Source organism: Citrobacter sp. wls619 (assembly GCF_005281345.1).
GTDB lineage: Bacteria > Pseudomonadota > Gammaproteobacteria > Enterobacterales > Enterobacteriaceae > Citrobacter.
Window position 1 is genome coordinate 1 of sequence record NZ_SZXJ01000055.1, and the last position, 17,402, is coordinate 17,402.

A 17,402-nucleotide genomic window follows, 5' to 3' on the forward strand; every position below is an offset into this window, starting at 1 on the left:
GGGTGTCCAACTTTTTGGGTGCAGTTCAATGTTCTCCGGTTTTTTTATTCCGTTGCTTTATTTCCAGCCAGTATTAATAACCGTTAGTTCTAAATTAGAGAATTTGGTTATTGGTTCTGAACCAGTTAGTCATGAATAATTTCCTGACTAATATACTTCTGGCTAATTAATTTATGTTTTCAATGATCTTAAGCGGGCTCATCTGTGGCGCGCTGCTTGGCTTTGTCATGCAACGTGGACGATTTTGTCTGACGGGCGGTTTTCGTGATATGTATATTGCGAAAAACAATCGTATGTTTTATGCGCTACTGATAGCCATCTCTGTGCAAAGCGTGGGTGTCTTTGCGCTGATCCAGGCGGGTGTACTCAGCTATGATGCCGGCACATTTCCATGGCTGGGAACCGTTGTTGGTGGTTATGTCTTTGGTATCGGAATTGTTTATGCGGGCGGGTGCGCTACCGGAACCTGGTATCGTGCAGGAGAGGGGCTTATCGGTAGCTGGATTGCGCTATTTACCTATATGGTGATGAGTGCGGTGATGCGCTCTACGCATGCGAGTGGGCTGAATCAGGCGCTGAAAACCTACAGTACTGAGCATAACTCCATTGCCGATACGTTGAACCTGTCCGTATGGCCACTGATCGCTATTCTGCTGGCGGTTACATTGTGGGTGGTGGCGAAAGAGCTGAGAAAACCAAAATTGAAAGTCGCTACGCTACCGCCTCGTCGTACCGGCCTTGCGCATATTTTGTTTGAGAAGCGCTGGCATCCATTTGTTACTGCGGTTCTGATCGGGCTGATTGCGCTGTTGGCATGGCCGCTGAGCGAAGCAACCGGACGAATGTTTGGCCTGGGTATCACGTCACCAACCGCCAATATTTTGCAATTCCTTGTCGCAGGCGACAGTAAGTTTATTAACTGGGGAGTGTTCCTGGTACTGGGCATTTTTCTCGGCTCATTTATTGCAGCAAAAGCCAGTCGCGAATTTCGCGTTCGTGCCGCCGACGCACCCACCACGCTGCGTAGCGGTTTTGGCGGTCTGTTAATGGGCTTTGGTGCCAGCATCGCGGGTGGCTGTTCGATTGGCAACGGTCTGGTTATGACGGCGATGATGACCTGGCAGGGATGGGTTGGCCTGGTCTTTATGATTCTCGGCGTCTGGACCGCGTCATGGATTGTGTATATCAGACCGCAGCGTAAGGCAAAACTAACCGCTGCTGCGGCAAATTAAGCGTAAGGATTTGATGATGGCAATTAAAAAACTGGATGTGGTCACGCAGGTTTGTCCGTTTCCACTGATTGAAGCAAAAGCGGCACTGGCAGAAATGGCAAGTGGTGATGAACTGGTGATCGAGTTTGACTGTACCCAGGCAACTGAGGCAATCCCGCAATGGGCCGCCGAAGAGGGGCATGTGATTACTGATTATCAACAGGTGGGTGACGCCGCCTGGAGCATTACGGTGCAGAAAGCGTAAACAGGATCCCTCCGCCGTCTGGCGGAGGGCATTTCATCTTCAGACTATCTCATGCGCATACTGCCAGAGTGATTTCAATAGCATCAGCTTCTCTTTGTTGTCAGCGTATTGCTGACTCAACATCTGCAATTCATTCGCGTAATTTTGCAAAAACTCCGGTGTGAATACCTGACGACGATGATCCAGCCAGCGTTGCTGCTCTCTCTCATCCAGTGTCCCTGGGAAATTGCGCGCGCGATAATTAAACAGCAGTTTTTCAATGCGCTTATCGACGAAAGTGATGTCCAGTGCGGGTAAATTGCGAGGTTCGGTTTCCAGAACGATCTTCATTGCGGCGCGGTCGGCATCGCTGAAAAAACCGTTATATAACTGCGCATCTACGTTATCCGATAGTGCAAAGGGTTCTGCTTCGGCAAAAATAGCCACCACTTTATCGCGTACCTGCGGGTTTTCACGCAGGACTTTAAGGTTATCCAGGCAATGCTGGCGGTTAATTCCGAGACGATCGGCATCTTCCGGACGTAGCGTATTCGCCTGTGCCAGAACCGGACATTTGTTGATATGCACCAGTTTAACCGGCACCGCGGCGTTATCTCCCAGATCGGCTTTGGCAGTGTAAAGACGCTCGCGCAGGGTGTCGCTATCCAGTTCAAGCAAGGGAGAAATATCACCGGCTAAGTCGACCATAATCACCGCATTACGATTATCCGGATGCCAGGCGAGCGGGGCAACCCAACTGGTGTTACCTCGCCATGCACCGAACATCCCAGATACATGCACTAAGGGCTTCATTTGCGGGACATCAATCAACGCAGCCAGCTTGTGTTTATTGCGGTGACTGTAGAGATAGTCAAACAGACGCGGCTGACGAGACTTCACGAGTTGCGCCATGGCAATGGTGGCATACACGTCTGCCATCGCATCGTGAGCATTAGCATGCTCAATTCCGTTGGCGCGGGTCAGATGCTCAAGGCGGAAGCTGGGTAGACCGTCGTCGTTTTCTGGCCAGTTGATCCCTTCCGGTCGTAGCGCATAGCAGGCGCGCATCACATCCAGCAAATCCCAGCGAGAATTGTCGTTCTGCCAGCTCCAGGCGTAGGGATCATAAAAATTGCGATACAGGATATTACGTGTCACTTCATCATCGAAGCGCACATTGTTATAGCCGAGGATACACGTTTTCGGCACGGTAAACAGCGCATGGATGCGGGCAGCAAAAGCGGCTTCATTCTCACCCTTATCACGTGCTTCTTGCGGCGTAATGCCGGTTATCAGTACCGCTTCTGGTTGTGGCAGATAGTCGTCGGCGGGCTTGCAGTAAAAAACTTCGGGATCGCCAATGATGTTGAAATCGCTATCTGTGCGGATGGCCGCAAACTGCGCGGGTCTGTCCAGTGCCGGATGGGTACCAAAGGTCTCGTAATCGTGGAAGAGAAATGTGCTCTGTATGTTGTCGTTTTTAACTGTCACCTGATGTACACGCCTGATGTAATATGTATATGAAATAATTGGCTTTATGCTTTGAATTTGTCGTTGATTGTCTGTTTTTGTACACGAATAGATATTGTTGTTAAGATTAGTACATGCGATATTGAGTACATAGTAAGTACATAAACATCAAAATCATTGAGTACAAAATACTAAAATGGCTATCAGCGACACTAAGCTACGTTCTATCTATGGTAAACCATATTCTGGTCCATCTGAAATTACTGATTCTGATGGCCTGGGCATCCGCATCACACCAAGGGGGGTGATTAGCTTCCAGTTTCGTTTTCGATGGGATGGAAAGCAGCACCGTCTTGGCTTGGGGCGGTATCCAGCAATTACTCTACGTGATGCACGTAACATGGTCGCAGATTTAAGAGAGTCAGTCGACAAAGGTATCGATCCGCGATTGATGGCCGGTATCAAGAAGTCAAAGAAAAAACCAACGGTAAAAGACTGTCTGGATTACTGGGAAGAAAACTATGTTGATACGGCGCTTAGGGAAAAAACAAAAGCCCTCTATAAGTCTACTGTTATAAAGCACATGAGTAATGCCTTTGCTGGCATGCCTATTGAAGACATTCCGGTTCGTTTATGGGTTGAACGTTTCACTGAAGAAGAAAGAATAAACCCTCGCCGTGCTCGTCAGTTGCTGGTACAACTTAGATCTGCGATTGGCTGGTGTACGCGGCGACAATTTATAAGCACAACCGAATTGATGTTGCTACAACCAAAAGATGTTGGCGTCAAATCTTCTGTCGGTGAAGTGACTCTCAGTTATAACCAGTTGGCTAAGATATGGCTGGCTATAGAACGAAGCAGGGCATCAACATCAAACAGGTTATTTCATCAGTTGCTGATGCTTTATGGTGCCAGAAATAGCGAACTTCGCCTGGCTGTTAAGGATGAATTCGATCGTGAAGAGGGTATATGGACGGTACCTGCGGAGAAAAGCAAAACGGGTAAGATTATTCGCCGCCCCATATTTGATGCCGCAGATAATCTGCTAAAAAAAGCTGAAATGACTTATGGTAACGTCCTTTTTCCTGGGCCGGATTTGAAAAAGTCTATGACTATTTCCGGTGCAAATAGATTTCTTGGTAGGATTGAAGCGTCCCTAGGAATCGGGGAGTTTTCCGCTCACGACTTTAGACGAACTCTTGCGACCAGGTTATCAGAGGAAGGCGTAGCCCCACATGTTATAGAGAAAATGCTGGGGCATGAACTGGGCGGCGTACTTTCTGTTTATAACAAGCATGAATGGATTGCTGAACAGAAAGCCGCCTATGAGCTGTATGCTGAAAAGATATTCTGGCATATCAGGAAGATTTCGGGTTAATTCCGCCGTTTAAAATCCACGCTTCCACCTCAGATTGTAAGTACTGTTTGGGGTGGGTGCGGATCGGTTTCGGAAAATTATGATGCTTGGTGTATTTCCAGATGGTCATACGAGACGAAACCCGGATCATCTTCATCACTTCTTTTTCGTCTATCATTTCAATATCACTCATACCCACCTCACACCACGCTCAGGCCACGACAGTGGCACCACACATCAAACATTCTTCTCGTTACTTCCCGACAGTAAAACCCTTCAATGCCTCGCGTAAGGTCGTAACGGTTCTCGTACCGTTGGCGCACCCATATTTCAAATGCCTTATTCAATTGATCCCCCCAGCTTTTCATTAGCCCGACGAACACAGCATTCAAAAGAGGAGGGGGTAACAATCTTTTTCAACTCAGCAACTAGGTAATCATTATGTTGCTGGTGGAATTGCATGTTGTTCTCTTTTTCAATCTGGCGGAGAACAGCAAGGCGAGCCGTAATGATGCGACGCTTTGCTTTTACAACCCGTAAAGCGTTCTCTGCCTTTTTGCGCCACACGCTCCATTCGCTACTGCTGTTTGAGCTGGCCAACTGGCTTTCAATACTAAGCTGGGTTTCTTCAGCTATCACAAGTTGGGACAGACAGTCGTGAATTGTATTAAGGCTTTCAGTATTGATATGAGATTTTTCCACTGTTAACCTCCAAAATTCGTCATAAATTTGTACTCAATCAACGCCCCGAAAATAGCGGCCACCAATAACAGGCCAAACAGCATAGACATGAGGAAAGATTTCATCGTGTCGCCTCGCGCTGAACATTTTTATACGCACGCAGCATGTCGCGAGATTTACCTGATAAAACCGTCTTCATGAAGAACATCCCAGTACGGGTTGCAATGATGCCTGGTGTGCAAAGCAGCGTGGCATCGACCACCCGGTTATGTTTACGGAACTCAAACACCGTACTGGTGATAACGATGTTCGCTACGGCGCCATAGTCCTGGTATTGGATTTTCATTTTCTGTCCTTCAGTTTGCTGTATCGTTCATGGCTCATCACTTCCCAGTTCTGGCCGCCGTCTCGGGACAGCAGCCGCCAACGGCGATTAACCCGCAGGCTCAGGTTCCCGGAGCCGTGCATACGGCAGGGATGAATTCGCCTGGTTCTGAACTGGCGGAGTACATGGACCGCCTGCAGGTGTACCCACTCAGGAATTCGTATCGCTGTCAGGGCCATTGTCATTGCCTCCTGCTGGTGGGGTTACCGAGTAACCGACGCGTTCAGCCATCCACAAAAAAGTCTCCAGCGATGCTGTAACCTCGCCGTTCTGAACTGGGCGTGCGTGGATAACCTTTCCGTTCTCGATCGTCAGCACGATATTTACTGGTTCGTGCGTGATAATTGGTGTCTGATCACTCATGGCTTGTCTCCGCTGTGACTGATTTTTTCTTGGCAAACTCAACCAGCTCAGAAATGAGCTCGTCGATTAATGCCTTTCCGCTTTCTGTCAGGAACTCACCGCTGCCATTCACATCTACGGCGTTGCTGTAAATTCCTCGGATGGCTTTTACACCTTCAATATTTCCGTACTCACTGAGGATCATTTTTTCGAATCGCCTCAACAGGCCGTCAATTAGTATTTCTGTTAATTCGATAGTGTTAATTCCACCCTTAGGCATATTAATGATGATGCAGGTGCTTCCTGTTTTTCGCTGATGGCGTAATAACGCAGATTTAAGAATTCTGTGGCGATACGTATTGATTAAGTTATCCACGTCGCTTTTCCTCCGCTTCACACCAATACAATAAATTTGCCGAAGCATTAAGAGCCATACCTAGTAAAGAACTCTTTTGATTTGTGTTTAACTCATTATTGCTTATTACTATTTCCAGAATGGTGTTAAGGTTCTCCGCCTCTAAAAGAATTTCATCTATTCCTGCCGTTTTTGGGTTCCACATTTTCTATCTCCCATATGCTTTTTTTAGATACATAATCGCAATATTCCAATAACCAGCGGAGCAAAAAATTTTTGCTGTTTTAAATGCTTCTTTATTTTTCATTGAAACTACTCATTTAAGGCGTATGATTCCCGCAGCAATTAAGCTGAGATTAAATGTAGTTATTCGTTTAAATAATCTTATTGGATTTAATTGATTGCTCTTCAATTAACCAAGCACATACATCACCTGTTAGCTTACTTAATAATGATGCTATGGCTTCAATTTCTGAATCATCCATTTTATTAGGATATGATTCCATCATCAGACATATTATTTCAGCTTGGTGAGCTTTCTCTTTTGCTTCGTCCAAAGAAATTTCATGCGCCATGAGTACCATCCTTGAATCCAGAAAGATATGAAGCAGTTTGAGATATCTTATTTGTTGTTATGCCAATTTCAGCAAGATCAGCAATAACGCCAGAAAGATTCAATATTGTTTCTTTATTAATTTCTTTATCTTCTGCTATGGAGAAGATGCTTAAGCTGATATGGTTAATAGCTTCAAGGATAGAGATGGTTTTAGTATCGCAGTCGGATGCGATATCACCATAATCAATATTTGAACAGCCATTTCTATATCGAAAATCTGGAATATCAACGAGTTGATATAATTTTTTTATGGCCAGGTTTGTAGTCATCTCAATGGCTCCGTTGTTTGCCGATAAGATGAGAATAGGGGAGGATTAATCTTTCGTCAATACTATAGTATTAATCTTATTTTCATAATTATATATGTGATTGAAAATAAAGGTTTTATATTTTACGGGCGAAAAAAAACCGGGTCTCCCCGGCTTAGTTCCAAACTGTAGATGTCCAAAACACCCTACCAACAACTTCTACGCCGGACATCTTCGCTACCTCATCAGGGTACTCATCCGCGTTATAGCTACGAATAGTCACCTCATCTGGACCTGTCCGGTACAGGAGTTTGATCCGCTTCCATCCTTCCTGGTTGATCGCGTATATCTTTCCATCAACGATTTTTTTATCTTCGATGTTAACAGCCACTGTTGTGCCGTCTGGTATGAGAGGTTCCATACTGTTCCCGGCTGCGGGGAAACAGATAATGCCTGAACCATCTGTACTTGCTCCAACTCTTCTCAGGGTCGACTTCGAAAACCTCAGTTTATAGCCGTTGTAATCTTCTTCCATAACTCTGCCGCTTCCGCATGCAAACTCAATATCCTTAAGAAATGGGACTTCCACTTCATCATCATCTAAAGGTGTGCTGCTATCCCAAGTTTCGACCTTGGTCCACTTTTCTTCTGGAGGGAAATCATCTGATTTGCGGATGGCTCCAACTCCTTCGCTTAACCACTCCGGCCGCACGCCAAGGACATTGGCTATCTGTACAAGCTTAGTTGTCGATTTTGCCTTACCAGATACTAGCTTTTGAATTGCTCCCTGTGACACGCCGACTGCTTCAGCCAACTGGCTTTGGGTCAGCCCAGCCTTCTGCATGCTGTCTTTTAGCCGGTCCGAAAAAGTCGTTCCACTCATGATTTCGCCTCTGGTTAATACGATCGGATTAATTTAGTACAAAAGCATTTTCCATTCAACACCAGAGTATTCTTGCTAAATTAATACTATAGTAATATCATCCAAATCCTAAAGTATTTTTAAGGGCGGTATTATGTCAGAAAACGCTATCCAGAAAGCAGTGCGGTTGGCAGGGGGGCAATCTGCGTTGGCTAGAGCCATCGGTGTTACTCAGGGGGCAGTTTGGAAGTGGCTTAACAACCTTCAGAAGATTTCTCCAGAAAATGCAGTTGCTATTTCAATAGCTACCAGAGGGGAGGTTAAACCATATGAATTGCGACCAGATATCCCACTGGTATTCCCTCGACCTACAGAGGGGGCCTGATATGTCTCCGGCATTTCAGCAGGTTGAAATGCCCTCTGTGTATTGCCAAGCAGACTGCGATTGGATAGGCGAGCAACTTCAGATACTCAGCGTTGCAGCCAGACAAAAAGCTATCCAACGTTATGCAACTGTGTATCAGGAGACGTTCGAGGCCGAACCCGTTTCGTACCGCAAGGAGAACCGGGCAAGGCATGAAGCAAACACAAGGCTTCGCCTGTTTGTGAGAAATCAGGGCAGAGCTTTACAGGGGTATACCGCCGAACCTCCCCTGGCTGGAACGCGACAGCGCTCCTGATTGTTTCGGGTTTAAAGGTACCCGAACAGAAGCAGGCTTAAAGGTGCCTGTTCAGGTTGGCAACCGACTGACCCAACTCCTCATATGTACTAGGTAGGTAGTACGTTTTTATGGGGAAGAGGGAAAGGGGGGTAAGGGGGGATTGGGTGCAGGGGTAGGAATAGGGTCTTTTCCAACAGGAGAGATCCATTGGTTAAGTAGATCCCAGTCTTAAGGGCGCAATTAAAAAAACGCTCGTATCAGCAAGATAGTACAAGGCGTTCAGGCGCTGGGAACGAAAAAGGGTTCTTCCTGGAAGAGTGATTTTTCAGAGGAACTGAATCAGAAGGGAGGCTGGCAGCCTTTGGGGAGGCCACCAGCCATGTGAGGGGGAATCCATGAAAACCACATCACAAAATTATTATCTCATCAGCACGGGAGCTGCACAATGGAGCTGACGATCACGCCGAATTTTGCACAGGAGCGAGCGCTAAACATGTTGCGCCGTGACTGGAAGGCAAACGACACCTTCATGGTGTATTCGCCAACCGGTAGCGGTAAAACGGGTTTGGCCGCCTTCATCGTTGCCGGGTTTGTCAGCCGTGGTATGCGCGTCCTGTTCTGTGCACCGTACACCATCCTGATCGGTCAGACGGCTAATCGGTTCGTGGAGTATGGATTACCGGGGGATGAAATCGGTTATATCTGGGCGGATCACCCAAACTACGATCCTGCCCGTAAAATTCAGATTGCCAGCGCCGACACACTTATTCGTCGTGTTTTTCCTGAAAATATCGATCTGCTTATTATCGACGAAGCGCACCTGCGTAAAAAACGCATCCTGAAGGATATCGAACGGCTGCGCGGCAAAGGCGTAAAGGTGATTGGCCTGTCGGGTACACCGTTTTCACCGTTCCTGGGCAAATACTATGACCGACTGATTAAACCGACCACCATCGGCGAGTTAATCCAGCGTGGCGATCTGAGTAAATACGAATTTTACGCGCCAACAAAGCCGGATCTGAAAGGCGTAAAAACCAAGTCTTCGCTTGAATACGGCAACGATTACAACGAAACGCAGCTGGCTGAAATTATGTGTGGCTCTACGCTGGTGGGCGACATCGTACAGAACTGGCTGGAGAATGGCCGGGATCTGCCTACCATCGCTTTCTGCGTCAACGTAGCCCATGCCAATTTCCTGACAATCCAGTTTAACCAGGCTGGTGTTAACGCTGAGGTCATGACCGCCGACACTCCAGTGGATGAGAGACAGACCATCATTCACCGCTTTGAAACTGGTGCAACGAAAATCATCGTTAGTGTGGGCGTTCTGGTGGCCGGCTTCGATAGTGACGTTCGATGCATCATCTACGCCAGGCCAACAAAAAGCGAAATTCGCTGGCTGCAGGCGCTCGGACGTGGCCTGCGCACCGCACCGGGTAAAGAGTCCTGCCTCATCTTCGATCACAGTGGCACCGTGCACCGCCTCGGTTATCCGGATTCTATCGAGTATGACGATCTCCCCGGTAAGTCTGACGGCATGGAGGAAAGCGCACGCCGCGCAGCTGAGGAACGGGCCGAAAAGCTCCCACATGAATGTTCTCAATGCCACTACATGAAACCCGCTGGTGTGTACGCGTGCCCCAAATGCGGACATAAGCCGCTGGGCGGTGAGGACGTCGATACGGATACCGGACGCAAACTCAAAAAGCTGGGTAAAAACCAGCATCTGCCCACGAAGGCAGAGAAACAGGCCTGGTGGAGCCAAATAAAATTCTATCAGCGCCAGCGCGTATCGCAGGGGAAAAAGCCCGTTAGTGATGGCTGGTGCGCAAACACTTTTCGCGAGCGTTTCGACGAGTGGCCTAACGGGCTGAGTGATTTCCCGATGGAGATTACACCGACCGTTTCGAATTTCATCCGGCACAAATTGATCGCTTACGCGAAAGGTCAGGAGAAGGCCAAACGTATGCAGGCGGCATCTGGTGCACCTGCGCCATCCTCCATTGGGTAAGCACAGAAAGTGATTAGCGATATCAAACAGCAGTTAGGAAAACGAGCATGAAGACGGCAGAAGCAGCAATCGGGCATTGGCCTACCATCTTTGAGCACTTCGGCCTTCCGCCGATCACCGGTAAAAACCACTTTAAAGGCGAATGCCCGGTATGTGGAGCACGCGGCAAGCTACGTATTGATGACCGCGACGGTCGGGGAACGTGGATTTGTACCTGCGGCAACGGTGACGGTATGAAGCTTGTCACTCTGACACAGGGGAAGCCATTTAATGAGGTTTGCAGGGAAATAGACCACCTGATCGGTAATGATTTTCAGCGTGTAAAAATCCCGGTCAGCAGCAGTGCTACCAGCCTGCGTACAAAGGTTCTGAATAAGTTCGCGAAGCTGCAGCCGTTGCGTGGCACTTCTGGTGCTGCGTATCTCAACGCGCGCGGCATTTTCAGTCTGCCGCTTGAAGCGATCCGCTTCAACGATAAGCAGCGCCATGCAGGGAGGGTGTATCAGTCGCTTTATTCCCTCGCCACCGACGATAAAGGAGAACTGTGCTATCTGCACCAGACATTACTCGATGGCGCAAAAAAGGCAGATATCGGCACCAGTGCAAAGCGACAAAAATCCCTGCAGGAAGATAACTATCTTGATCACGCCCGTTCAGTGGCGATCAGGATGTTCCCGGTGGCCAGCACACTTGGTATCGCCGAAGGCATCGAAACGGCTCTGTCTGCGCACCAGATTTATAACGTAAATACCTGGGCAACCATGACGGCCAACTTCATGAAGAAATTCCGCGTTCCGGCTGGCGTTAAGCACCTCATTATTTTTGCTGACCGTGACGAGAACAGCGCTACCGGGTTGGCTGCGGCCTATGAATGCGCTCATGCCAATCTGCTGGCAAAGAATGACCTACAGCGAGTGAGCGTGTACTGGCCCGATCACGATGATTTCAACAATATGCTCATGAACGGCGATCAGGTTCGTGAGCTGGTTTTCCACAAGAAAAAGGCGGCTGCGTAATGCGTACAGATAACAACGAACATAAAGCACTATTCACCATCCCGACGGCAGCGCACAGCTCAGCCCTGGTAAACATCAAACCTCTACCTGAGCAACGGAGAATCACCGGGCATAAACAGACTGATGCCTATCTGTGGGTACTGGAGGTTATCCGCCTGAATGAACCGGCACATCTGGACGCAGCAGAAGCCGCGCTGGAGAAAATTAAAATCTCTCCAAAAGAGGCCGAGGAACGGTATTCCCGTTATCTTCTGGAGAATGGCTGCGATCCTTTCCAGGTAGCTTTCGGTACCATTGGCATGGATAACCCGGCCAGGGCTATTGAGAATGCGCGTAAGAACATCAAGAAAGCTGCTGATGTGCGCGCTACGTTCGGCAGCTATGAGGCTGCGATGGAGGACGTAGAGGCCGAGCGAGTGATCAGGTCTTCCCCAAAATTTACTGATGATTACCAGTGGGGATGGACAGTAGACGAAAAAAGAGACGGAAGCATTGGCGGCAGCCGTATGAATGAAATTGATGAGCAGCGTCGCGCATATGTTGATGGCTATCGTGACGTTCTGCCAGAGCCTCATACACTGTCAGATGTTGTTCGTGAGTTTGTTTACTGGGACTGGCTCTACAGCGTTCGCCACACTTCAGGTCAGGAACTCGGTTATGAATTTGGTTATTCCGAGCACCATGAATCTGTGTACGACCGTGAGCGATACCTGGAAAAATTTCTGGCGACCATCAAACCTGTGACACGCGTTGAAGCTGTCGAGGTTTGCAGCTGGTTTCTGGCAAGTGGAAAGGGCGAATACATGGAAGACAACGGCGCGGCGGTCATTCTTAATCTGGTTGGGGAGTGCGAACAATGAAGCTTGAGGCATCGCTAAAACACTTCAGCCCACAGGGAATGCATATTAGCGACGACGTGAAAGGAACCTCTCCGGATCGTATCACCGGCACCGATGTTATGGCGGCCATTGGTACCACCAGCAGCCGCGCGCGGTTTGGTCTGGCAGCCTTCTTTGGTAAGACCGGGATCAGTAAATCAGATGAGCAGCTCGCAGTTCAGGCGCTGGCACGCCACGCAATGGAGACGGCACCAAAGAATGTGCGCAAAGCAGCCGGTGGTGAGTTGGGATGGTGCATGCTGATGCTGGCGCAATTTGCCTTTGCTGAATACTCGCGTTCGGCGGCCACCAGCGTGATGTGCCACAGCTGCAGCGGCAGCGGGAGAACATCCCGAACACAAACCACGCGCAAAGTATCTTACCCGTGGGGTAAAGCGCCGTACTGGGCCAGTCGTTCGCGCGCAGTTCGTCCGTCAGACTGGGAGTTGTGGACAGAAGTTACAGAGATTGTGCCTGCTGTCTGTGACGCTTGTGAAGGGAAAGGAGCGATAAGCGCCCGTTGCCGTTGTGGTGGAAAAGGTGAGGTGCTCGATCGCAAGGCTACGAAAGAGCATGGGGCGCCGGTGTTCAAAATCTGTGAGCGTTGTAGCGGGAATGGTTTTTCTTCTGTGCCGTCTACGGCTGCGTACAAAGCGATTCTGAAGCGTGTACCAGAGTTGCACGTCAGAACATGGACGCGCAACTGGAAGCCGTTTCTTGATACGCTGGTGGACAAATGCTGGCAGGAGGAGCGTAGAGCAGACACTGCGTTTCAAAAAGCAACAGATTTTAATCAGGATGAGCACTAAAAGTGCGCGAAAGAAACGTTTGGGTGATGAGAGGTCGCAAAAGTGCGGCCTTTTTTTATTTCAAGAAATTTCGAACATAAAAAGAATATATGTAAGCAGATCTTTTAATTGATGTTTTTTGTAACCTTGGTTAGGATCTGTGAGTAGCGATATTTCATTTCGCACAAAAGGAAAGGCCCCTGCAGTGTCACCTGCCAGGGCCTGATAAAAACATCGGTTTGAATGTTTTCATTGAGATCTCGATTGTGGAGATTACCTCAAGCGTTTTCCCATGTAAAGCATTCAGCACCGAGTATTTTACAGGTGCTATATGCCAATTATCTGTGATAAGAACCACCGTTATAACCCGATGTTTAGCGTACTTCCTGATAGCCAAGCAAGTAATGGAAGACACAAATGCACGGCCTGCGCTTATGAGTTGGGCCTGATGAACAAAGCAGCCGGGATACCTCGCAGCCTTGATGAGTCAGTGTTGGATGGCTTGCCTGACAGCCAAGCCGGCGAGGTGAGACATAAAGACGCATTTAGCGCCTATAACATGGCTTATGACTACTAACAGTTAGCAAGACTCAAAACCCGGCCATCGAGCCGGGTTTTTCTCACTCCTTCCCTGATCGGCCTCGCAGCATCTATTTTTTCAACGCTGAGGGCTTGATTTTGTCCGAAGTTGTCCTGTATGCTTCAGATCGTAGGTTATTGCGCCTGCACGAATCAAACCCGCCTCCGAGCGGGTTTTTTTATACCTAATTTGGGTCGCCGCGAATGAATACATTCATCATTTGTGCATCAGGCCCATCCCTCAATAAACCAGATTGCGAACTGATTTCCGGATCGGGGCTGCCGGTGATTGCTGTTAACTCCACCTGGCGAGCAGTTCCTGATTGTGAATACGTTTATGCGGGTGATCTTCGCTGGTGGGATGCAAACATCGATGTTCTGCCGTCCTCCGCCTCTCGTTGGACCTGTAATTACCGGGCTCATAAACGTTATGGGCTAAATCTGTTTGATACAGATACCCGGTGGGCATTCAACTCCGGGCAGCGCTCTATTCTGTTTGCGGCCAGCCAGGGTGCGAAAAACATCATTCTTTTAGGTTTTGACTGCTCCATTACTGGTGGCAGTCACTGGCATGGCGATCATATCGGTCTTGATAACCCCACAACAGAGAGCGTTACCCGATGGCGTGGGGAGTTTGCCAATACCGCTAGGGCACTGACCGGTAAGGTTAATATCATCAACAGTAGCCGCCAGACAGCGCTTAAGTGTTTTCGTCGTATCGACCTTAATGAGGCTTTACGCGATTTGATGTGAGCTCCTTACATCGACTATTTCCTCTGAATTAAATTTCCAATTCCATCACACACAGCGCCATCCGAACTATCGGAGGTGAGGCCTATGAAAATGCCATATAAACAAGATTTCATCGCTGCGCTACTTGCCGCCAAGGAGCAGGGTATTGGCGCAATACTGGCTTTCATCATGGCGTACCTGCGCGGTCGCTATAACGGCGGTGCGGTAACAAAAACGCTAATTGACGCACTGATGTGCGCGATGATTGCCTGGTTCGTTCGCGACCTTCTGGACTTTATCGGACTTAGCAGCAATCTCGCTTACATAGCCAGCGTCTTTATTGGATACATCGGCACCGATTCGATCGGCAATCTGATTAAAAAATTCGCAGCCAAAAAGGTGGGAATTAACGATGCAAACTAGTCCTGAAGGCATTGCACTGATAAAAAAATTCGAAGGTTGTCGATTGACTGCCTATCCAGATCCAGGGACAGGTGGTGTGCCGTGGACGATTGGCTATGGTTGGACTCATCCGGTAGACGGCAAGCCTGTAAGGCCGGGAATGACGATTGACCAGGCCACTGCTGATCGTCTGCTAAAAATAGGACTGGTGAGTTATGAAAACGACGTGCTGAAGTTAGTCAGGGTGAAACTGACGCAAGGCCAGTTTGATGCGCTAGTATCGTTCGCTTACAACGTTGGCTCGCGTGCTCTTTCAACATCCACGTTGTTGAAGAAGTTGAACGCTGGCGATATCAAAGGTGCTGCTGATGAGTTCCTGCGCTGGGACAAGGCGGGCGGGAAGGTTATGCCGGGGCTCACGAATCGCCGCAAGGCCGAACGTGATGTGTTCCTGTCATGATGGGCAACCTTGAAAGATACTGGAAGCTGCCGGCGCTGATGGCAATAGTTATCGTTGTTGCCGTGCTGTGCGTTCTACTGGCAAATAGCCGATCTGACGTCGCTAAGCTGAAGAGTGATAATGACGTTCTGCGAAGTGACAACACCCTGCAGGGAGAGGTTATCGCTGCACAGACTTTCAACTTCAACCGGTTTAATCAGGTGGCCGAAAACGCCATCCAACTTAACTCACTTATTGATGCCAGCTCCGATAACACTGTTATCGAATACCGGGAGATTCTACGCCGTGAAAAAACCTGTGATCTGCCTGTTCCTGCTGATGTCGCTGGTGGGCTGCTCAACTACGCGAACCGTTTACGTGCCGGCGCAATGCACACCGATACCGGGAACGCTGACGCAGCCAGTGATGGCGCCACTTCCACCAGCTCGCTGACGTATTGCCAGGCTGTTCTCTGGATCAAGCCGCTACTGGCCGCCATCGAAAAAGCGAATAACCAGTTGGCCGGAATACGTGAAATTGAGAAGGCCCGGCAATAACATTACAGAAGCTCTTCACCGAGGGGCTTCGATAATGAGTAATGCCGATATTCACTTGGCTTTGTTACATAAACCAAGAAATTCAATATGGGCACAAGTGTTTTTAATTACCTCGTTATCTTTAGAAAAACTTCCGCCTGATTCATGGTGTAGATCTGAGATAATACTATGCAAATCAGATCGTTCATCGAGAATCCACTGCAGGTTTCTGAGCATTTTGTTACCTGCAATCCGCAAGTTTTCAGAGTCTTGATGACGGAGGCTAAGAGACAACGCGATAATGTCTCTCAACAACATATCGTAGTGTGATATCTCGGCGTTATCGTTTGTTTTAGCGATTTTTTTAGCTTCTTCGTGGATGATTTCCGTAAGGTTTTCAAGTTGCATGGTGTGCCATCCTGATTGCATTGAAAGGGATATTATATCCATGAAATTTCTGTGTTGATTGTGGTTTTAATTATCTCTCGCGAACACTATTAAATACAACGAGATATCGTCACACAAAAAAACGGAGGGTTGTTCTGTATGGCATCGATAAAGCAATCCACTGATGCCAATGGACAATCAAAATATTACGTCCACTGGAAGGATGGAAAATCCGGTCATGGACGTCGCAGAATTTTTAAGAATATTGATGATGCCGCACATCTTTTCTGGCAAAAACAGAATATCGAGCTGGATTGTCGAACCGCCAACTGGACCGGAATAGACCATTTCTGGACTTTCCGAAAGTTAATTCTGTTTTATCTTGGCTATCAGGCTGGCAAGCTGGAAAAAAATATCATACGGCTGTCGTCATATACGAAATGCCGTCACGATCTTCTCGCTGTAGACGGGCCCATACTGGAAAAAAATATACTCCATATCAGCCATCGCGATATCGTTGATTCGGTTCGCACCGGCTGCCATCGCTGGATTCGTTCGGCGTTCTTCCTGCTGGTGGAAAAACGGCTCATCACTTTTAACCCTGTTGACCGTCCCGCGCGCCGGAAGCGTCGACCCATCACCATACCGCCATCATCATCGGTCAGGGAGCTACTGAATAACGCGCCAGTTCGTGAGCGTATCGCGTGCTGGCTCGGGATTTGTGGCCTGCGCATCGGTGAGGCTCTGGCGGTTACTTATAACGACGTGTCAGCCGACTGGATCGACATCAGGGGGCATGTTGTTGATGGCGTTATACACGAGGGGCTGAAAAGAGGCGTGGAGCGCCGGGTACGGATGCCGCGTGAGCTTTTCGCGTTGCTGGATAAAAGTAAACTCGGTACCTCTGAGCCTCTTATCTGCAACCAGTTTACCGGCGCATGCCTCGCTACCAGCTACGGCACTCAGGGAGTTCTCGTCAGAACCCTGAACGACTATGGCATTAAGCGATTCCATCATCTTCGCCATTTTGCTGTATCTCGCCTGGCAAATAAAGGCGTCGATATTCTGAAGGTTTCCCGACTTATTGGGCATTCGAACATCAAAACTACGATGGACGTTTACGGTCACCTGTTCGGGGAAGTGGTGGAGATGGATTTAGACTGAGTTATCCACATAGTGGAAATATTAGGGCGATCCACTA

Annotated in this window: 27 protein-coding genes; 15 read left to right on the plus strand and 12 right to left on the minus strand. The window is 48.5% G+C overall.

The features are described from left to right. The first annotated feature begins 173 nt into the window (after positions 1-173). The gene (gene tsuA, locus FDX19_RS12535) at positions 174-1,232 is read left to right on the plus strand and encodes a thiosulfate utilization transporter TsuA/YeeE (RefSeq protein WP_137382963.1); all 1,059 of its coding nucleotides are present in this window, start codon (positions 174-176) and stop codon (positions 1,230-1,232) included. A gap of 16 nt (positions 1,233-1,248) precedes the next feature. Then, the gene (tsuB, locus tag FDX19_RS12540; RefSeq protein WP_137383002.1) at positions 1,249-1,476 is read left to right on the plus strand and encodes a thiosulfate utilization sulfurtransferase TsuB/YeeD; all 228 of its coding nucleotides are present in this window, start codon (positions 1,249-1,251) and stop codon (positions 1,474-1,476) included. A 39-nt stretch (positions 1,477-1,515) separates the two neighbouring features. On the opposite strand, the gene sbcB is transcribed toward tsuB, so the two are convergent. Then, complete coding sequence (gene sbcB / locus FDX19_RS12545) at positions 1,516-2,946, minus strand: exodeoxyribonuclease I (protein WP_137382964.1); 1,431 nt, start codon at positions 2,944-2,946, stop codon at positions 1,516-1,518. A 175-nt stretch (positions 2,947-3,121) separates the two neighbouring features. Between sbcB and FDX19_RS12550 the strand changes: the two genes are divergently transcribed. Beyond that, positions 3,122-4,303: a site-specific integrase gene (locus FDX19_RS12550; RefSeq protein WP_137382965.1), complete on the plus strand. Its 1,182-nt coding sequence runs from the start codon at positions 3,122-3,124 to the stop codon at positions 4,301-4,303. Here the strand turns inward: FDX19_RS12550 and FDX19_RS12555 are convergent. The 10 genes from FDX19_RS12555 to FDX19_RS12600 form a co-directional block, all read right to left on the minus strand. After that, entirely contained in the window at positions 4,284-4,475 is a 192-nt protein-coding gene (locus FDX19_RS12555) for an AlpA family transcriptional regulator (protein WP_061549023.1), read from the minus strand. The genes FDX19_RS12550 and FDX19_RS12555 overlap by 20 nt on opposite strands. Before the next feature lie 146 nt (positions 4,476-4,621). Further along, on the minus strand, positions 4,622-4,984 hold the full coding sequence (locus FDX19_RS12560) for a hypothetical protein (protein ID WP_115455353.1): 363 nt from the start codon (positions 4,982-4,984) through the stop codon (positions 4,622-4,624). A 100-nt stretch (positions 4,985-5,084) separates the two neighbouring features. After that, positions 5,085-5,309 carry a hypothetical protein gene (locus FDX19_RS12565; RefSeq protein ID WP_137382966.1) on the minus strand — a complete coding sequence of 75 codons (225 nt, stop codon included), beginning with the start codon at positions 5,307-5,309 and terminating at the stop codon, positions 5,085-5,087. Further along, positions 5,306-5,527 carry a hypothetical protein gene (locus tag FDX19_RS25460; protein WP_137382967.1) on the minus strand — a complete coding sequence of 74 codons (222 nt, stop codon included), beginning with the start codon at positions 5,525-5,527 and terminating at the stop codon, positions 5,306-5,308. Before FDX19_RS25460 ends, FDX19_RS12565 begins: the two co-directional genes overlap by 4 nt. After that, complete coding sequence (locus FDX19_RS12575) at positions 5,499-5,711, minus strand: hypothetical protein (protein WP_137382968.1); 213 nt, start codon at positions 5,709-5,711, stop codon at positions 5,499-5,501. Before FDX19_RS12575 ends, FDX19_RS25460 begins: the two co-directional genes overlap by 29 nt. Next, positions 5,704-6,066 carry a hypothetical protein gene (locus tag FDX19_RS12580; RefSeq protein ID WP_137382969.1) on the minus strand — a complete coding sequence of 121 codons (363 nt, stop codon included), beginning with the start codon at positions 6,064-6,066 and terminating at the stop codon, positions 5,704-5,706. The genes FDX19_RS12575 and FDX19_RS12580 overlap by 8 nt, the downstream gene beginning before the upstream one ends. Next, the gene (locus tag FDX19_RS12585; RefSeq protein WP_137382970.1) at positions 6,059-6,250 is read right to left on the minus strand and encodes a hypothetical protein; all 192 of its coding nucleotides are present in this window, start codon (positions 6,248-6,250) and stop codon (positions 6,059-6,061) included. Before FDX19_RS12585 ends, FDX19_RS12580 begins: the two co-directional genes overlap by 8 nt. Before the next feature lie 169 nt (positions 6,251-6,419). Next, positions 6,420-6,620, minus strand: coding sequence for a hypothetical protein (locus FDX19_RS12590; protein WP_137382971.1), 201 nt, complete (start codon positions 6,618-6,620; stop codon positions 6,420-6,422). Then, the gene (locus FDX19_RS12595; protein ID WP_212734714.1) at positions 6,610-6,930 is read right to left on the minus strand and encodes a hypothetical protein; all 321 of its coding nucleotides are present in this window, start codon (positions 6,928-6,930) and stop codon (positions 6,610-6,612) included. The genes FDX19_RS12590 and FDX19_RS12595 overlap by 11 nt, the downstream gene beginning before the upstream one ends. A gap of 154 nt (positions 6,931-7,084) precedes the next feature. After that, positions 7,085-7,792, minus strand: a complete 708-nt coding sequence (locus FDX19_RS12600; RefSeq protein WP_137382972.1) for a helix-turn-helix transcriptional regulator — start codon at positions 7,790-7,792, stop codon at positions 7,085-7,087. A 133-nt stretch (positions 7,793-7,925) separates the two neighbouring features. On the opposite strand from FDX19_RS12600, the gene FDX19_RS12605 reads away from it, so the two are divergent. The 11 genes from FDX19_RS12605 (at position 7,926) to FDX19_RS12655 (ending at position 15,835) form a co-directional block, all read left to right on the plus strand. After that, positions 7,926-8,156, plus strand: a complete 231-nt coding sequence (locus tag FDX19_RS12605) for a helix-turn-helix domain-containing protein (RefSeq protein WP_137382973.1) — start codon at positions 7,926-7,928, stop codon at positions 8,154-8,156. Position 8,157: 1 nt separating this feature from the next. Then, entirely contained in the window at positions 8,158-8,451 is a 294-nt protein-coding gene (locus FDX19_RS25465; protein WP_137382974.1) for a hypothetical protein, read from the plus strand. A gap of 427 nt (positions 8,452-8,878) precedes the next feature. Then, positions 8,879-10,444 (plus strand): DEAD/DEAH box helicase, encoded by a 1,566-nt coding sequence (locus FDX19_RS12615; protein WP_137382975.1) that lies wholly within the window; start codon positions 8,879-8,881, stop codon positions 10,442-10,444. A gap of 47 nt (positions 10,445-10,491) precedes the next feature. Then, the gene (locus FDX19_RS12620) at positions 10,492-11,460 is read left to right on the plus strand and encodes a toprim domain-containing protein (RefSeq protein ID WP_137382976.1); all 969 of its coding nucleotides are present in this window, start codon (positions 10,492-10,494) and stop codon (positions 11,458-11,460) included. After that, positions 11,460-12,320 (plus strand): helix-turn-helix domain-containing protein, encoded by an 861-nt coding sequence (locus FDX19_RS12625; RefSeq protein WP_137382977.1) that lies wholly within the window; start codon positions 11,460-11,462, stop codon positions 12,318-12,320. The genes FDX19_RS12620 and FDX19_RS12625 overlap by 1 nt, the downstream gene beginning before the upstream one ends. Then, complete coding sequence (locus FDX19_RS12630; protein ID WP_137382978.1) at positions 12,317-13,147, plus strand: antitermination protein; 831 nt, start codon at positions 12,317-12,319, stop codon at positions 13,145-13,147. The genes FDX19_RS12625 and FDX19_RS12630 overlap by 4 nt, the downstream gene beginning before the upstream one ends. Before the next feature lie 310 nt (positions 13,148-13,457). Continuing rightward, positions 13,458-13,703 carry a hypothetical protein gene (locus FDX19_RS12635; RefSeq protein ID WP_170974372.1) on the plus strand — a complete coding sequence of 82 codons (246 nt, stop codon included), beginning with the start codon at positions 13,458-13,460 and terminating at the stop codon, positions 13,701-13,703. A gap of 206 nt (positions 13,704-13,909) precedes the next feature. Then, the gene (locus FDX19_RS12640; protein ID WP_137382979.1) at positions 13,910-14,458 is read left to right on the plus strand and encodes a hypothetical protein; all 549 of its coding nucleotides are present in this window, start codon (positions 13,910-13,912) and stop codon (positions 14,456-14,458) included. 84 nt (positions 14,459-14,542) lie between these two features. Further along, positions 14,543-14,860 (plus strand): phage holin, lambda family, encoded by a 318-nt coding sequence (locus FDX19_RS12645; protein WP_137382980.1) that lies wholly within the window; start codon positions 14,543-14,545, stop codon positions 14,858-14,860. Then, positions 14,850-15,299, plus strand: coding sequence for a lysozyme (locus tag FDX19_RS12650; protein WP_137382981.1), 450 nt, complete (start codon positions 14,850-14,852; stop codon positions 15,297-15,299). Before FDX19_RS12645 ends, FDX19_RS12650 begins: the two co-directional genes overlap by 11 nt. Further along, positions 15,296-15,835 carry a hypothetical protein gene (locus tag FDX19_RS12655; RefSeq protein WP_249357551.1) on the plus strand — a complete coding sequence of 180 codons (540 nt, stop codon included), beginning with the start codon at positions 15,296-15,298 and terminating at the stop codon, positions 15,833-15,835. Before FDX19_RS12650 ends, FDX19_RS12655 begins: the two co-directional genes overlap by 4 nt. 51 nt (positions 15,836-15,886) lie before the next feature. On the opposite strand, the gene FDX19_RS12660 is transcribed toward FDX19_RS12655, so the two are convergent. Then, positions 15,887-16,222, minus strand: coding sequence for a hypothetical protein (locus tag FDX19_RS12660; RefSeq protein WP_137382982.1), 336 nt, complete (start codon positions 16,220-16,222; stop codon positions 15,887-15,889). 138 nt (positions 16,223-16,360) lie between these two features. Between FDX19_RS12660 and FDX19_RS12665 the strand changes: the two genes are divergently transcribed. Next, positions 16,361-17,365 (plus strand): tyrosine-type recombinase/integrase, encoded by a 1,005-nt coding sequence (locus tag FDX19_RS12665; RefSeq protein WP_137382983.1) that lies wholly within the window; start codon positions 16,361-16,363, stop codon positions 17,363-17,365. Positions 17,366-17,402: the final 37 nt, after the last annotated feature.

What these genes read in the sequence shown, in the direction of transcription:
- FDX19_RS12550 (WP_137382965.1), top strand. Translation starts at nt 3,122, where the DNA reads ATGGCTATCAGCGACACTAAGCTACGTTCTATCTATGGTAAACCATAT.
- tsuB (WP_137383002.1), top strand. Translation starts at nt 1,249, where the DNA reads ATGGCAATTAAAAAACTGGATGTGGTCACGCAGGTTTGTCCGTTTCCA.
- FDX19_RS12605 (WP_137382973.1), top strand. Translation starts at nt 7,926, where the DNA reads ATGTCAGAAAACGCTATCCAGAAAGCAGTGCGGTTGGCAGGGGGGCAA.
- FDX19_RS12555 (WP_061549023.1), bottom strand. Translation starts at nt 4,475, where the DNA reads ATGAGTGATATTGAAATGATAGACGAAAAAGAAGTGATGAAGATGATC.
- FDX19_RS12645 (WP_137382980.1), top strand. Translation starts at nt 14,543, where the DNA reads ATGAAAATGCCATATAAACAAGATTTCATCGCTGCGCTACTTGCCGCC.
- FDX19_RS12575 (WP_137382968.1), bottom strand. Translation starts at nt 5,711, where the DNA reads ATGAGTGATCAGACACCAATTATCACGCACGAACCAGTAAATATCGTG.
- FDX19_RS12630 (WP_137382978.1), top strand. Translation starts at nt 12,317, where the DNA reads ATGAAGCTTGAGGCATCGCTAAAACACTTCAGCCCACAGGGAATGCAT.
- FDX19_RS12625 (WP_137382977.1), top strand. Translation starts at nt 11,460, where the DNA reads ATGCGTACAGATAACAACGAACATAAAGCACTATTCACCATCCCGACG.
- FDX19_RS12595 (WP_212734714.1), bottom strand. Translation starts at nt 6,930, where the DNA reads ATGACTACAAACCTGGCCATAAAAAAATTATATCAACTCGTTGATATT.
- FDX19_RS12655 (WP_249357551.1), top strand. Translation starts at nt 15,296, where the DNA reads ATGATGGGCAACCTTGAAAGATACTGGAAGCTGCCGGCGCTGATGGCA.
- FDX19_RS12665 (WP_137382983.1), top strand. Translation starts at nt 16,361, where the DNA reads ATGGCATCGATAAAGCAATCCACTGATGCCAATGGACAATCAAAATAT.
- FDX19_RS12635 (WP_170974372.1), top strand. Translation starts at nt 13,458, where the DNA reads ATGCCAATTATCTGTGATAAGAACCACCGTTATAACCCGATGTTTAGC.
- FDX19_RS12650 (WP_137382981.1), top strand. Translation starts at nt 14,850, where the DNA reads ATGCAAACTAGTCCTGAAGGCATTGCACTGATAAAAAAATTCGAAGGT.
- FDX19_RS12660 (WP_137382982.1), bottom strand. Translation starts at nt 16,222, where the DNA reads ATGCAACTTGAAAACCTTACGGAAATCATCCACGAAGAAGCTAAAAAA.
- FDX19_RS12615 (WP_137382975.1), top strand. Translation starts at nt 8,879, where the DNA reads ATGGAGCTGACGATCACGCCGAATTTTGCACAGGAGCGAGCGCTAAAC.
- FDX19_RS12600 (WP_137382972.1), bottom strand. Translation starts at nt 7,792, where the DNA reads ATGAGTGGAACGACTTTTTCGGACCGGCTAAAAGACAGCATGCAGAAG.
- FDX19_RS25465 (WP_137382974.1), top strand. Translation starts at nt 8,158, where the DNA reads ATGTCTCCGGCATTTCAGCAGGTTGAAATGCCCTCTGTGTATTGCCAA.
- FDX19_RS12590 (WP_137382971.1), bottom strand. Translation starts at nt 6,620, where the DNA reads ATGGCGCATGAAATTTCTTTGGACGAAGCAAAAGAGAAAGCTCACCAA.
- FDX19_RS12565 (WP_137382966.1), bottom strand. Translation starts at nt 5,309, where the DNA reads ATGAAAATCCAATACCAGGACTATGGCGCCGTAGCGAACATCGTTATC.
- FDX19_RS12585 (WP_137382970.1), bottom strand. Translation starts at nt 6,250, where the DNA reads ATGTGGAACCCAAAAACGGCAGGAATAGATGAAATTCTTTTAGAGGCG.
- FDX19_RS12640 (WP_137382979.1), top strand. Translation starts at nt 13,910, where the DNA reads ATGAATACATTCATCATTTGTGCATCAGGCCCATCCCTCAATAAACCA.
- FDX19_RS25460 (WP_137382967.1), bottom strand. Translation starts at nt 5,527, where the DNA reads ATGGCCCTGACAGCGATACGAATTCCTGAGTGGGTACACCTGCAGGCG.
- FDX19_RS12620 (WP_137382976.1), top strand. Translation starts at nt 10,492, where the DNA reads ATGAAGACGGCAGAAGCAGCAATCGGGCATTGGCCTACCATCTTTGAG.
- tsuA (WP_137382963.1), top strand. Translation starts at nt 174, where the DNA reads ATGTTTTCAATGATCTTAAGCGGGCTCATCTGTGGCGCGCTGCTTGGC.